General features: G+C 74.3%; 11 protein-coding genes and 1 pseudogene. 1 reads left to right on the forward strand and 11 read right to left on the reverse strand.

The genetic code is table 11. The features are described from left to right. Positions 1-17: 17 nt before the first annotated feature. The 9 genes from ACN28C_RS12450 to ACN28C_RS12490 form a co-directional block, all read right to left on the reverse strand. Positions 18-1,442: an NADH-quinone oxidoreductase subunit N gene (locus ACN28C_RS12450; RefSeq protein ID WP_422773636.1), complete on the reverse strand. Its 1,425-nt coding sequence runs from the start codon at positions 1,440-1,442 to the stop codon at positions 18-20. Continuing rightward, complete coding sequence (locus ACN28C_RS12455) at positions 1,439-2,983, reverse strand: complex I subunit 4 family protein (RefSeq protein ID WP_422773637.1); 1,545 nt, start codon at positions 2,981-2,983, stop codon at positions 1,439-1,441. Before ACN28C_RS12455 ends, ACN28C_RS12450 begins: the two co-directional genes overlap by 4 nt. Before the next feature lie 3 nt (positions 2,984-2,986). Then, the gene (locus ACN28C_RS12460) at positions 2,987-5,074 is read right to left on the reverse strand and encodes an NADH-quinone oxidoreductase subunit L (RefSeq protein ID WP_422773638.1); all 2,088 of its coding nucleotides are present in this window, start codon (positions 5,072-5,074) and stop codon (positions 2,987-2,989) included. 22 nt (positions 5,075-5,096) lie between these two features. Next, entirely contained in the window at positions 5,097-5,399 is a 303-nt protein-coding gene (nuoK, locus tag ACN28C_RS12465; protein ID WP_421497422.1) for an NADH-quinone oxidoreductase subunit NuoK, read from the reverse strand. Continuing rightward, positions 5,396-5,974, reverse strand: a complete 579-nt coding sequence (locus tag ACN28C_RS12470) for an NADH-quinone oxidoreductase subunit J (protein WP_422773639.1) — start codon at positions 5,972-5,974, stop codon at positions 5,396-5,398. Before ACN28C_RS12470 ends, nuoK begins: the two co-directional genes overlap by 4 nt. Next, positions 5,971-6,912: an NADH-quinone oxidoreductase subunit H gene (locus tag ACN28C_RS12475; RefSeq protein ID WP_422773640.1), complete on the reverse strand. Its 942-nt coding sequence runs from the start codon at positions 6,910-6,912 to the stop codon at positions 5,971-5,973. Before ACN28C_RS12475 ends, ACN28C_RS12470 begins: the two co-directional genes overlap by 4 nt. Continuing rightward, complete coding sequence (locus tag ACN28C_RS12480) at positions 6,905-8,035, reverse strand: hypothetical protein (RefSeq protein WP_422773641.1); 1,131 nt, start codon at positions 8,033-8,035, stop codon at positions 6,905-6,907. Before ACN28C_RS12480 ends, ACN28C_RS12475 begins: the two co-directional genes overlap by 8 nt. Then, positions 8,026-8,376 (reverse strand): NADH-quinone oxidoreductase subunit A, encoded by a 351-nt coding sequence (locus ACN28C_RS12485; protein ID WP_422773642.1) that lies wholly within the window; start codon positions 8,374-8,376, stop codon positions 8,026-8,028. The genes ACN28C_RS12480 and ACN28C_RS12485 overlap by 10 nt, the downstream gene beginning before the upstream one ends. Positions 8,377-8,485: 109 nt before the next feature. Beyond that, on the reverse strand, positions 8,486-10,018 hold the full coding sequence (locus ACN28C_RS12490; protein WP_422773643.1) for an MFS transporter: 1,533 nt from the start codon (positions 10,016-10,018) through the stop codon (positions 8,486-8,488). 251 nt (positions 10,019-10,269) lie between these two features. Here ACN28C_RS12490 and ACN28C_RS12495 point away from each other — a divergent pair, with 251 nt between their 5' ends. Further along, on the forward strand, positions 10,270-12,360 hold the full coding sequence (locus ACN28C_RS12495; RefSeq protein WP_422774639.1) for a catalase: 2,091 nt from the start codon (positions 10,270-10,272) through the stop codon (positions 12,358-12,360). Positions 12,361-12,659: 299 nt separating this feature from the next. Here the strand turns inward: ACN28C_RS12495 and ACN28C_RS12500 are convergent. Both ACN28C_RS12500 and ACN28C_RS12505 read right to left on the reverse strand, forming a co-directional pair. Further along, a pseudogene (locus ACN28C_RS12500) lies at positions 12,660-13,574 on the reverse strand (DNA topoisomerase IB); the annotation flags it as partial. Between the two features lie 27 nt (positions 13,575-13,601). After that, complete coding sequence (locus tag ACN28C_RS12505; RefSeq protein ID WP_422773644.1) at positions 13,602-14,210, reverse strand: flavodoxin family protein; 609 nt, start codon at positions 14,208-14,210, stop codon at positions 13,602-13,604. Positions 14,211-14,421 lie beyond the last annotated feature (211 nt).

Raw genomic sequence — 14,421 nt, forward strand, 5'->3', positions numbered from 1 at the left:
GTAGCGACCTCGGGCGGCTACGGCAGGAGTGCCCCGGTCGTCGCCGGCAGGGTGACGGCGGCGGCGATGCCGAGCGCCAACGAGGCGGCCCCGGCCCCGTACGCGGCCAGCCCCGACCACCGCCCGGCCGGGGTCAGCGCCTCCCCGGCACCCCGCTCCGGCGCCGGCCGGAAGACCGGCACCAGCCAGCGCAGGTAGTAGAAGAGCGACGCCACGGTGTTCAGCACGGCGAGCGCGGCGAGCCAGGTGTAGCGGCCGTCGACGGCCGCCGTGAAGATCTCCAGCTTGCCCAGGAAGACGGCGGTGGGCGGGGTGCCGACCAGTCCCAGCAGGCAGACCAGCAGGACTCCGGCGAGCGCGGGACGGCGGGCGGCCAGGCCACGGTAGTCCCCGAGCGTGCGCGCCCGGGGCAGGTGGGTCACCACCGCGAAGGCGCCGAGGTTGGTGACCGCGTAGGCGGCGAGGTAGAAGAGCAGGGCCTGCTGGGCGCGGTCGCTGCGCTCGGCCACCGCGACCGCGACGAGCAGGTAGCCGACCTGGCTGATCGTGGAGTAGCCGAGCAGCCGCCGCACCGAGTCCTGGAAGAACGCGGCGAGGTTGCCGAGCGTCATGGAGGCCGCCGCGACGACGGCGAGCAGCAGGGCCCAGTCGACGCCGCTGGTCGGCAGCGCCTGGTGCACCAGCCGGTACGCGGCGACCAGCGCGCCGACCTTGGGCAGCGTGGTGAGGTAGGCGGCGACCGGCGCGGGCGTGCCGTCGGTGACGTCCGGCACCCAGAAGTGCGCCGGTACCGCGCCGGCCTTGAAGAGCAGGCCGACCAGGACACCCACGGTGCCGAGCGCGGTGAGCCAGTGCGGTGCGGCCGGCAGCGCGGCGCGGAGCTCGGCGTAGCCGGTCGCGCCGGCCGCCGCGTAGAGCAGGGCGGTGCCGGCCAGCATGACGACCCCGCAGAGGGCCCCGAGCAGGTAGTACTTCAGCGCCGCCTCCAGGGGCAGCCGGTCGCGGGCCCAGCCGGTCAGTCCGTACGCCGGGATGCTGGTGAGCAGGAAACCGGCGAAGAGCATGAGCAGGTCGGCGGCGCCGATCATGGCCAGGCTGCCGGTGGCGGAGAGCGCCAGCAGCACGACGTACTCGCTCTCCCGCTTCTGCCCGGCGACGCTCTCGACGGAGAGGCAGACCACCAGCAGCAGCGCGGCCAGCACCACGAGCCGACCGACCCCGGTGGCCGCGTCCACCGCGAAGACCCGCGAGAAGACCAGCTCGGTGCGGCCCGAGACCAGCGGGGCCGCGGCGGCGCCGAGCCCGACCAGGCAGGCGACGGCGACCAGGGCCGCGACCGGCCACTGCCGGCGGCGGGGCAGCCACGACCCGGCCAGCAGGCCGAGCACGGCGGCGGCGGCCAGCGCGGTCTCGGGAAGGAGCGCGGCGACGTTCTCGTTCACCTCGACACCAGGCCGACCAGGGTACGGCTGGCAGGCTCGACGACGTCGAGCAGGAACCGGGGCGCGACACCGATGACGATCGCCAGCACCAGCAGCGGCGCGACGGAGATCAGCTCGTGTGGCCGCAGGTCCCGGAACCCCTCCCCGCCCGCCGGGTCGGTCCCGGCAGCCGGCCCGCCCCCGCCCGGTCCCGCTCCGGGCAGCCGCAGTGGGCCGAGGAAGATCTGTTGCAGGGCGCGCAGCAGCAGGGCGGCGGTGATCAGGATGCCGAGGATCGCCAGGGCGGTGGCGACCGGCCGCACGGAGAGGCTGCCGGTGAAGATCTGGAACTCGGCGATGAACCCGCTCAGCCCCGGCAGGCCGAGGCTGCCGAAGACGGCCACCGCGGTGACCCCGGCGAAGACCGGCGCCGGGCCGGCCAGCCCGGAGTAGCCGGCGATGGTGTAGTCGCGCCGCCGGTCGTGGAAGACGCCGGTGAGCAGGAAGAGCGCGCCGGTGAGCAGGCCGTGGCTGACCATCTGGGTGACGGCCCCGGTGACCGCCAGCTCGCGGGCGGCCAGATCGTCGCCGGCCACGGTCCCGGCCGCGCCGAGCGCCAGCAGGACGTAGCCCATGTGGTTGACCGAGGTGTAGGCGATCATGCGCTTGACGTTGGTCTGTGCCAGGGCGACGAGGGCCCCGTACAGCACCGAGACGACACCGACCACGACGAAGACCAGCGCGTAGCGGCGCCACGCCTCCGGCAGCAGCGGCATGGCGATCCGGACGAAACCGTAGGTTCCCATCTTCAGCAGTACGCCGGCCAGGATCGCCGAGCCGGTCGCCGGGGCGTCGGTGTGTGCCGGCGGCAGCCAGGTGTGCAGCGGCACGGTCGGGGTCTTGATGGCCAGCCCGAGCCCGATCGCCAGCAGCACCAGCCCGGCGTAGCCGCCCCGGCCGGCGAGCGGGTCGGCGGCGGCGAGCGCGACCATGTCGAAGGTGTGCGGGCGGGCGGCCAGGTAGAGGCCGATGAAGCCGAGCAGCAGCGCGAGCGAGCCGGTGAAGGTGTAGAGGAAGAACTTCAGCGCCGCCGCCCGGGCCCCCGGCCCGTGACCCCAGCCGGCGATGAGGAAGTACATCCCGACGATGGAGAGGTCGAAGAAGAGGAAGAAGAGGATCAGGTCCTGGGCGACGAAGAGGCCCAGGCAGACGGATTGCAGGAAGAGGAAGATACCGACGTGTGCCCGTACCCGCCGGGTCTCGTGCAGCGAGCGGATCGCGACGGCGAGGAAGAGCACGGCGGTCATGGCCAGCAGCGGCAGCGACAACCCGTCCACGGCGACGTGGTAGCTCACCCCCGCCTGCGGGATCCAGGACGCCCGCTCGGTGAACTGCCGGCCCCCGTCCGGGTCGAAGCGCAGCCAGGTCGCCACGACGAGCGCCAGGTCGGCGGCGGCGGTGACGATCCAGGTCCAGACGAGGAACCGCGCGGGCAGCCTCGCCGGCAGCAGCGCCAGGAGGACCGCGACGGCCAGCGGCAGGAACACGATTGCGGTGAGCACGGGTCACCCCACGAAGAGCAGGAACAGGATCAGGACGGCGAGCGCCACGGTGAACTGGGCGTAGTGCTGGTGCGCCAGACCGGTCTGCGGGCGGCGGGCGAGTGCACCGAGCCGGCGGGCGGCGGCGACGAGACCGCGTACGAGCCCGTCCAGCAGTCCGTCGTCGGTGCGGCCGGCGCTCCGGGCCACCCGCAGCCCGGCCCGCGCCATGCCCCGTACCGCCAGGTCGAGCCGGGCCTCGGCGTGCCGGGCGACCGTCCGGGCCAGCCGGGGCCCGGTGCGGCCCAGGCCGGAGACCGCAGGATCGAGGAGCCGGTCGTCGAAGCGGGACAGGGCGCGGGCGAGCAGCAGCGCCCGACCCGCCAGCCACCGGTACGCGACCGCCTCCAGCCCGAGCCACCGCTGCGGCCAGCGGGCCGCCCCGAGCGACCGAAGCCGGGCGGCGGGCATGCGCCACCAGGCCAGGGCGGCTCCGACCAGGGCCACGGTGATCGAGGCGGCGACCTGCCAACCGGGCGCGGAGGGCGCGGCGGTGACACCGAGCATCTCCCGCAGCGCCCGCCAGGGACCGGGCAGCGCAAGCGCGCCGAGCCCCACCGCCGCGACGCCGAGCACACCCAGCGGCACGAGAATGCCGCTGCGCGCCCCGGCCCCGTCCGGGACGCCCCTGTCCGCCCCGCCCCCGGCCGGGTCGGGACGGAACAGATACCAGGCCAGTTTGACGCCGTAGCCGGTGGCGACGAGGCCGGCGGCGAGCCCGACGGCGTACAGGGCCGGTTGTTCGGCGAAGGCGGTGGCCAGTATCCGGTCCTTGGTCACCCAGAGGGCCAGCGGGGGCAGCCCGGCCAGGGTCGCCGCGCCGGCCGCGAACGCCGCACCGACCAGCGGCAGCCGGCGGGCTGCGCCGCGCAGCTCGGCGAGGCGCTCGGTGCCGAGGACCGCGAGCCACACTCCGGCGGTGAGGAAGAGCAGGCTCTTGGTGGCCGCGTGCGCCACCCAGTGCGCGACGCCGCCGACGAGGCCGCCAGTGCCGGCGGCGAGCACCATGAACCCGACCTGCGCGCTGGTGGAGGCGGCAAGGAGCTGCTTGACGTCGGTCTGTGCGACCGCCACCAGGCCCATCAGCAGCGCGGTGGTGGCCCCGATCCAGGCCGCCGTCGGGGCGCCCCAGCCGGATGCGGCGAGCAGCGGGTGCAGCCGCAGCAACAGGTAGGCGCCGGCCGCCACCATGGTTCCCGAGTGCAGCAGCGCGGAGACCGGGCTCGGCCCCGCCATCGCCCGGGAGAGCCAGAACGAGAAGGGCAGTTGCGCCGACTTGCCGAGTGCGGCCAGCAGCACCCCGGCGGTCAGCACCGACAGCCAGCCGCCGGTGGCCGCCGGCAGCGCGTCCAGGCGCAGCGACAGCACCCCGCCGGCCATGGCCGCGCCGGCCGCGAGGTAGAGGCCGAGGTCGGCGGCCCGGGTGGTGAGGAACGCCGTACGGGCCGCGCGGACCCTCGGCCGCTCGCGCCACCAGAATCCGATCAGCGCCCAGCTCGCCGCCCCCATCACCTCCCAGGCCATCAGCAGCAGCGGCAGGGTCGTGGCGGTGACAGTGGTCAGCATCGCCCCGGCGAAGAGCAGCATCAGCCCGAAGAACCGGCTGCGGCCCGCCTCCGGCCGGAAGGCGGCGGTGTCGCCCGACCGGCGTTCGTGGGCGTCGCTGCGTTCGTGGGCGTCGCTGCGTTCCTGGCCGTCGCTGGGTTCGTGGGCGTCGCTGCGGTCGTGAGCGTCCGCAGGCTCGGCCCGGTGGCCGCCGCTCAGTTCCGGGTCGGCGGTGGCGAAGAGCAGCACCGCGGCCGTCACCGCCGCGACCGTCAGCACCATGACCGCGGAGAGGCCGTCGACCCGTACGGCGGCCTCGATGCCGGCGAAGAGCGGTGCGGACGCGGCCGGTCGCAGCACGGCAACGGCACCGGCCAGCCCGAGGGTGACGATCGAGACCGTCACGGCGGCCGGGGCGGCGATCCGGTCGGTGCGCCGGCCGACCAGCGCCAGGGTGGCCCCGGCGGCCAGCGGCACGGCGATCAGGCTCCACGCCAGCCAGCTCATCGGCGTACTCCGGTCGGCCCGCTCATCCGCGCAGCTCCCCGGCCTCCTCGGTGGTGCCGACCTGTGCGCTGCGGAAGCCGGCGGTGACGATGGCGAAGCCCATCGCCATCTCCACCGCCATCGCGACCAGCACCACGACGACGATGACCTGGCCGGAGCCGGCGGGGGAGAGGTAGCGCCAGAAGGCGGCGGCGGCCACGATGACGCCGGCCAGCATCAGCTCCAGCCCCATCATGATCATGACGATCGGGCGCTGGGAGAGCACGCCGTAGAGGCCGGTGCAGAAGAGGGCGGCGGCCAGGATCAGGAAGAGTTCGAGCATCAGCGCCCCACCCCACCCCGGACCGGGTCCTCCGGCTCCCGGCGGTCCAGGTCGTCACCGAACCGGTCGTAGCGGCCGCGCCGGGCGGCCAGTACGGTCGCGGCGACCATGGTGGCGAAGAGCACGAAGCCGAGCGTGACCATGGTCAACATCTGCCCGCGCATCAGGGACTCGCCCACCTGGAAGGTCGGGTCGGCCGGCGGCGCGGCCCGGGGTGCCGGCCAGTCGACCACGACCACTCCGGTGGCGAGCAGCACGAAGGCGCCGACGCTGACCACCAGTGCGGTACGCCGGTTGTGCGCCATCGACATGCCCATCGGCATCAGCCCGGCGGGGTCCATCATGTAGGCGATCATGAATACTGCCATGATCACCATCTCGATGGTCATCATCAGCACGACCACCACACCCAGGTAGTGCAGGCCGAGGAGCACGAGTTCGGCGCCGACCAGGAGGAAGACGGCCAGCAGCGCGTACGTCACCCGGGCCATCGAGCCGAGCCGGAACACCAGCACCCCCGCGACGGCCGCGAGCACGGCCAGGACGACGGCCACTGCCCAGGTCAGCAGCGGAGTCACGGCAACCTCCCCGCGTCGAGCGCGACGAGCGCGGCAACCAGCGCCTGCGCGATCGTCGCCGGGATCAGCACCACCCAGGCCAGCTCGACGTACCGGTCGGCCCGGATGGTCGGCAACCTCCGCCGCAGGTTGACCAGGACCGCCAGGACCGCGACCGCCTTCACCAGCGACCAGACCCAGCCCGGCAGCAGTGGGCCGGCTCCGCCGCCGAGGAAGAGCGGGACCGCCATGGCAGCCCCGGCGCAGAGCAGCAGCCACCGCCCGACCCGCAGCAGCAGGCCGGCCAGCCCGGCGGTCTCGGCCAGCACCCCGCCGCCGATGTCCCGGCCGGCCGGATGGTCGAACGGGCCGAGGAAACTGAAGGCCAGCACACTGGCCAGGTAGACCACGAAGGCGACCGGCATCCAGACCACGAACCACAGGCCCTGCTGGGCGGCGACCACGTCACCGATCCGCAGCGACTCCGCGCCGCTTGCCACGGAGACCAGCGCGAACATCAGCGGCAGCTCGTACGCCAGCCCCTGCGCGACGAAACGGTAGCCGCCGACCAGGGTGAACGGCGCGTTCGGCGCCCAGCCGAGCAGCCAGAGCGCCGCCCAGGCCAGCACCTCCATCGCGTTGAACCAGAGCACCCCGACGTCGAGGTCGGCCACGACGTGGTCACCGAGCGGCACGACCGCAAGCGCAAGCACGGCGGCCACCGGCAGCACCAGCACACCGGCCCGGTACAGCAGCTGGTCGGCGTGTGGCGGCGTCCGGCGCTGGCCGACCAGCGCCCGGGGTATCCCGGCCAGCGGCAGCAGCGCCTCCCGGAGACCGGGCCGCCGGCCGGCGACGCGGGCGGCCAGCAGCCCGTCCCCGGCGACCGCCACCAGGGCGAGTCCGGCCAGGACCACCGGCACCAGCAGCACCGACCAGAGCGGCGCGGCGCTAACCATGCCCACTCCGATCGCCGGCCGGCACGACCTCGTCGAGATCCGGGTCGAGACTCGCCACGATCAGCCGGGCGGTGGCGATCTCGGCGCCGGTCAGCAGCTCGGGCAGCAGCCCGACGAGCGTGGCCGAGGGCGGCGGCGCGTCGGGGTCCCAGGGGCCGCGCGCCGGCTCGACCTCTCCGGGATCGAGCGGACCGGCCGCGTCGAGCCGGTCGAGGTCGTCGACGAGGCGGGAGAGCCATCGGCCATACCGGTCCACGACGTCCCCGGCAACGACGGGTGGAGACGCGTCGGCACCCGCCGCCGGTAGTCGGCCGAGACCCCGGGTGGACCAGCGCAGGGTCCGGGATCCGCCGACCCGGCGGACGAACCGGTGCACCGGCCCCCGCAGCCCGTCGGCGGAGGCCCCGGCGAGGGTCCGGTCCCGGAGCAGCCGGGCGGTGGTGGCGGCGTCCGGCCAGCCGGCCACTCCGAGCAGCCGGGCGAGGCTGTCCAGGTGGGCGGCGGCCCTCCGGCGGGCCGCCTCGGCGACGGTCACCGGCTCGCCGGCCGCGACCCGCCGCCACGGTTCGGTCCACCAGGAACCGTGGCGCGGACCGTCGCCGGTGGCGATTCCGACCTCGACCTGCTGGATCACGTCGCCCTGGAGCACGACGTGCAGGGTCAGCCCGGCCGGCCAGTCCGCGAGCAGCGGACCCAGCGCCAGGTGCAGCCGGTCCAGCTCCAGTCCGTCCCGGTCCGGCCCCCGCTCGGCCATCGACGCCCCGCCGTGCGCCATCTCCCGTCGCTCGGCCTGCTCCGCGAGCTGCCGGCGCTGCGCCGCAGGGGCGCCCAGGCTCCGGCGGGCCGCGTCGAGGATCTCGGCCAGCTGCGGGGTCGTCGCCCGGGCCAGGGCCCGGGGGACCGGCAGCGTCGCCCAGGTGTCCCGCACCGTGGCCTCGAGTTCGGCGGCGTCCCCGGCGACCAGCAGGATGTCCGCCTGTGCCGGGCCGTCGACCGACGGCCAGCCGCGCTCCCGCAACTCCCGCTCGGCTGCGATGCGGATCGGGGTCGCCCCGGGCAGCGGGGCCAGGAAGACCCGGGGGCGTGCCGCGGCGAGCCGCAGCAGCAGGGCGCTCAGCTCCACCGCAGCGCACCCTCCCGCCAGGCGTACGTCACGCCGGCCAGCAGGACGCCGAGGAAGACGAACATCTCGATGACCGAGCTGGCCCCGACGGCGGAGATGACCCGCGTCCACGGATACATGAAGACCATCTCCATGTCGAAGGCGAGGAAGAGCATGGTCACCGTGTACCAGCGCGCGTGGAACCGGCTCATCGCATGCTCGCGCGACGGTGTCCCGCCGGTGACCGGTGGGCTCGGGAGCGGCTCGGCGGTGAGGGCAACGGCGCGGGCCAGCGCCCATCCGGCGGCGAGCGTCGCGGCCATGACGGCCAGCAGCGCCGCGATCGGCTGGAATCCGTCCACGACCCTCCTCACCCGCGCCCACCGATACGGTTGCGGGTGCCCAGGTTTCCGCCGCCAAAACACGCCTTGGCGGTTTGTGCCGACTCGGGTGGGCCGGGGGCCGGTCGGGTCAGCGCCGGAGTGCGCGGTCCGAGGCGCTGGCCGTGGCGACGTCCACCGGATAGGTGCTCCGGGCCAGCAGCAGGATCAGCCCGTTCGCCAGGAGCGGGAGGAGCATGATGAGGAAGGCGTCGCGGAGCCCGCTGGCGCGCCCGCCCGCCCCGCCGCCCAGGGCGTCGGCGACCAGCCCGAAGGTCGCCGGGGCGACGGCCTCGGCGGCCAGGCGCAGCACGCTGCGCAGGCTTTCGGCGCGTCCCCACGTCCTGGCCGGCACGATGTCGAGCCGGGCCGCGTCCAGCGGCGGGTTGGCGGCGGCGAGCGCCGCCGTGCCGAGCGCGATGGCCGGCAGCGCCAGGCCCACCGAGCTGACGAGGAAGCCCGGCAGCAGCAGGAGCGCCGCGAGGCTGTAGCCGGCGGCGGGGACCAGAACGCGGGCGTCCGTGCGGCCCCGGTGCAGGAGACGGTCGGTGAACCGGCCGCCGAGGACCGCCCCGGCCAGCGCGGCGGCGCCGATGACGACCACCAGGAGTCCCAGCATGCCGCCACCGACGCCGAAGTGCTGGGTGGCGAAGACGACCGCGAAGGTGCGCAGCCCGGCGAAGAAGAAGTAGCCGATCGCGGAGGCGACGATCAGCCGCAGGTTGGTGGGGATCCGCAGCAGGTAGAGCATGGCGCGCGGCAGCGACAGCTCGGGCACACCCGCACGCAGGATCCGTTCCGGTGCCGGCTCGACCCCCCGGGTGGCCACGATCTCCCGCGCATCGTCGCCACCGGCTCCGCCGGTCCCGGTTCTGCTCTCGATCCCGTGCCGGTCGTCCGCGCCGCATGATCGGCTGCGGGCCTCCGGGTCGCCCGAGCGGCTCCGGTTGCTCGGGAGCCAGCCGGCGCCACCCCTGGCCGGCTCGGGCAGGTGGCGGGCCAGTGCCACGGCCAGCGCCAGGCTGACGGCGGCCAGCAGGAAGAAGGCATACCGCCAGGAGAAGCTTGCGGCGAGTTCGCCGCCGGCCAACAGCCCGAGCCCGGCACCCGCGATCTCACCGGTGAGGATCCAACCCAGCACGGCGGCCCGATCGGCGGGCGGGATGAAGTCGCCGGTCAGCGAGACGACCACCGGACCCGAGGCGGCGACGGCGGCGCCGAGCAGCAGGCGGGAGGCGAGCAGCCACCGGTAGTCGGGGGAGAGGCCGCTGGCGATCATGGCGACGCCCCAGGCGGCGACGGTGGCGGTGAGCAGGCGTACCCGGTGCACGCGGTCGGCCAGTACGCCCATCGGGATTGCCGCGATGGCACCCACCCCGGAGGATGCCGTGGCCAGCAGGCCCAGCTGGGCGTGGCTGATCCCCAGCTCGGCTTCGAGCTGGGTGGCCGCCGCGCCCACGGCCCCGGTGTCGGCGGTGTTGAGCGCGAGCACGGCGGCGAGCAGCAGCACGACCCGTGGCCGGCCCGGCCCGCCCAGGATCCGGCTGGCATGCCGGTCGAGCCATCCAGGGGCCGCGCGGCGCGGACCGGCACCGTCGGCACCACGCCGCCGCACACCCGCCATCGCCGTCCGCCCCCGTGGTCGTCCCCGGTTCGTTCACTCCGGGCACCGCCTCTTCCACCGCCGACTCTGCCGGTTCGGCCTTCGTCGCCGGAGCAGGTGGCGGATATTGGCCCGGGGAGCAGGGGCACGGCCGGTAGCGGCGGAACATGGCCGGGTCGGGGAGGCGTGAAGGCCGCTAATGCCGGAAAAGGGGAGACAATGTACCTATCGTGAAGAGCTACACGATCTCACCGGAACAGGAGCTATCCACGATGCCACCGGAACGCCGACGTGACCAGGGCGCACCCGACCCGGTCCGCAGCCGGCCGCCCTCCCCGGACCGGACCGCGCCCGACCCCCGGGCCCAGGGTGGCGAGTTCCTCACCACCGCCCAGGGGCTGCGGCTGTCGGACACCGACCACTCGCTCAAGGCCGGCGACCGGGGCCCGGCGCTGCTGGAGGACTTCCACCTCCGCGAGAAGATCACCCACTTCGACCACGAGCGGATCCCCGAGCGGGTGGTGCACGCGCGCGGTGCGGCGGCACACGGCGTCTTCCGGGCCTACGGCAACGCCGCCCCGGTGACGAAGGCCCGGTTCCTCGCCGAGAAGGACCTGGAGACCCCGGTCTTCGTACGCTTCTCCACCGTCCTCGGCTCCCGCGGCTCGGCCGACACCGTCCGGGACGTACGCGGGTTCGCGGTCAAGTTCTACACACCGGAAGGCAACTTCGACCTGGTCGGCAACAACGCGCCGATCTTCTTCATCCAGGACGGGGTCAAGTTCCCCGACCTGATCCACGCCGGCAAGCCCCACCCCGACCGGGAGATCCCGCAGGCCCAGACCGCGCACGACACGTTCTGGGACTTCGTCTCGCTGCACACCGAGGCGACGATGCAGGTCATCTGGGTGATGTCGGGCCGGGGCATCCCGCGCTCGTACCGCACCATGGAGGGCTTCGGCATCCACACCTTCCGGCTGGTCGACGCCGAGGGCAGGACCACGCTGGCGAAGTTCCACTGGAAGCCGCTCGCCGGCGTGCACTCGATGGTCTGGGAGGAGGCGCAACTCGCCCAGGGCGCCGACCCGGACTTCCACCGCCGTGACATGGCGGAGAGCATCGAGGCGGGAGCGTTCTTCGAGTACGAACTCGGCCTGCAACTGCTGCCGGACCGGCCCGACGAGACCTTCGAGGGCATCGACCTGCTCGACCCGACCAAGCTCGTGCCCGAGGAACTCGCCCCGGTGCAGCGCGTCGGCCGGCTGACCCTCGACCGCAACCCCACCAACTTCTTCGCCGAGACCGAGCAGGTCGCGTTCCACGTCGGCAACCTGGTGCCCGGCATCCAGGTCACCAACGACCCGCTGATCGCCGGCCGGCTCTTCTCCTACCTCGACACCCAGCTGACCCGGCTCGGCGGCCCGAACTTTCCGCAACTGCCGGTCAACAGCCCGCACGTGCCGGTGAACGACAACCTCCGCGACGGCATGCACCAGATGTTCGTGCACACCGGCATCGCGCCGTACCAACCGAACAGCCTCGACGGCGGCGGCCCGCGGACCGACCCCGACGGCAGCGGCTACGTCACGGTGCCGACCGAGGTCAACGGCCCGAAGGTACGCCAGAACCCGGCGTCGTTCGGCGACCACTACTCGCACGCCACCATGTTCTGGCGCAGCATGACGCCGGTCGAGCAGGATCACATCGTCGAGGCGTACACCTTCGAGCTCGGCAAGTGCCACGAGCCGGCCATCCGGGAGCGGCAGCTCGCGGTGCTGGCACGGATCGACGGCGACCTCTGCGCCAGGGTCGCCGCCGGCCTCGGCCTGCCGGCGCCCGACGCGGCACCGACCGCCGAGGTCACCCCGTCGCCGGCACTGAGCCAGGTGGTCAGCACGCCCGGTCCGATCGACGGGCGGGTGGTCGGCGTCGTCGCCACCGACCAGGCCGACCTCGCCGGGATCGACGCGCTGCGCACGGCTCTGGCCGCCGAGAAGGCGGTGCTCCGGGTCGTCGCGCCGGTCGGCGGCGAACTGCGCGGCACCCGAGGCGACCTGCCGGTCGACCGAACGCTGCTGACCACCCGGTCGATCGAGTACGACGCCGTCCTGGTCGCCGCCGGCACGGCCGGCCTGACCGACCCACGGCTGACCGTACTGCTCCAGGAGGCGCTGCGGCACTGCAAGCCGATCGGCGCATGGGGCGACGGTGCCCGGGTGCTCGCGGACGCCGGCATCGACGCCGCGCTACCCGGCATGCTGCTCGCCGAGGGCGTCACCGACGCCTTCACGGCCGACCTGATCGCCGCCCTCGGACTGCACCGCGCCTGGGACCGGGCCGCGATGCTGCGCGCCGGCCGGTAACCGCCCCGCCCCGGCGGGTGCGCGCGGCCCGGCCGGTGCGGTCCGAGGCGGCGTCGACGGCGCCGAGGTAGGAGCGGATCTCGTCGTCGCCCGGCGCATCCCACCGCACCGGTCCGTCAGCCGCCGAGCAGGTCGAGCACGGCACGCTCGGCGGCCTCGCCGGCCGGCACGACCTCGCCGCCACCGTCACCACCCGTGCTGCCCGTGCCGGTGGTGCCGGGGTCCGTGCTGCCCGTGCCGGTGGTGCCGGGGTCCGTGCTGCCTGGGCCGGTGGCGCCCGGGACCTCGGCGAAGCGGTCGGCGAGCTGGCCGTCCCGGTAGCGGTCGAGCAGGCGCGGGTCGACGTACGAGGCACGGGCGACCGCCGGGGTGTTGCCGAGCAACTCCGCCACCTCACGCATCACCCCGGCCACCACCCGCCGCCGCTTCGCCTCCGACTCCCGCGGTCCGGCGACGGCCAGCCTGGCGGCGGCGAAGACGGTCGCGTGCCAGGTACGGAAGTCCTTCGCCGTCATCTCCGTGCCGCTGGCCTCCCGCAGATAGTCGTTGACGTCCTCCGCCCGTACGTCGTGCCAGCGCCTGCCCTGCCAGTAGCCGAAGAGGCGGTCCCGACCGCGCCGCCGCCGTCGCAGGTCCCGCAGCACCCGGCAGGCGTCCGGATCGGTGATCCGCCGCCGCTGCCGCACCCCGCCCTTGGCCGGGAACTCCAGCACCACGCAGCCGGCGGCGCCCCGAGCGTGCTCGGGACGCAGCGTGGTGGCGCCGAACGTCGGCTCGTCGCCGGCCGCGTACTGGTCGCCACCGACCCGAAACATGCCGAGGTCGAGCAGGCGGACGACGACGGCCAGTACCCGCTGCCGGGTCAGTCCCCGCTCACCCAGGTCGCCGGCGACGCGCTTGCGCAGGGCACCGAGGTGCCCGGCGACGTCCAGCACGTGCGCGAACTTCTCCCGGTCCCGCCGGACCCGCCACACGGGGTGATAGAGGTACTGCTTGCGCCCGGCCCCGTCGATGCCGGTCGCCTGGATGTGGCCGCGCGGATCGGGCGAGATCCACACGTCACGCCAGGCCGGCGGGATCACCAGGTCGCGCAGCCGGCGCTTCTCCTCCGGATCGGCGATCGGGCGGCCGTCGCGATCGACGAAGCTCACCCCGCGTCCCCGGCGGCGCCGGCCGTAGCCGGGAGCACCGAGGTCAGAACGCCGTAGCCGCATCTGCACCGCCCACAGACCCCGCCCGGCTCAGCTCGCGGGATAGGGCTGGGCCGCCAGCAGGTGCGCCAGGTGTGCGGCGTTCGTGGCCAGGTTCTTCGTCGCCTTGCCGGTGGTCTCCGGCTGGGGCCCGGCATCCCGGTAGTCGACACCCCCCATGGCCTCGCCGACCCAGTAGGTGGAGGCGGAGGCGGCGACCGAGAACCCGACGTCGTTGAGGGCCTGCAACACCTCGGCGGTGACGTGGTGCGCACCGTCCTCGTTGCCGACCACGGCGACCGCCCCCACCTTGCCGTACGTGCGCAGCCGCCCCTGCTCGTCGGTCTCGGAGAGTTCGGCGTCGAGGCGTTCCAGCACCATCTTGCAGACGCTCGACGGCTGACCGAGCCAGATCGGCGTCGCCACGACCAGGATCTGCGCCTCCATCAGCTTGGCCCGGATCGCCGGCCACTCGTCGCCGTCGCCCTCGTCGGTGGAGACGCCGAACTTCACGTCGTGGTCCGCCACCCGGACCACATCGCCCTGCACGTCGTGGTCGGCGAGGGCGGCGAGGACCTCCCGGCCGAGCAGTTCCGCGCTGGAGGGCGCGGGGGAGGGCTTGAGGGTGCAGCAGAGGACGAGGGCGCGGAGGGTAGGCACAGTTCAGCTCCTGGACTCGATCTTTCACGTGGTCTCGGAGGGCTCCTACCCCGCCGCCCACGAACCGAACCGCGTCGTGCCGAGTAGCGACAGCGCTCCGCGACGCGAGCCGGTATGCCGCCCGCCGTCGAGGCGCCCGCCGTCGGGTCGGGATGGTGGGCGCCTCGACTCGTCGTACGCCGCAGTCGCGGCCGGCCGACGGGCTTCCCCG

This window comes from Plantactinospora sp. WMMC1484 (assembly GCF_049315195.1).
Classification (GTDB): domain Bacteria; phylum Actinomycetota; class Actinomycetes; order Mycobacteriales; family Micromonosporaceae; genus Plantactinospora.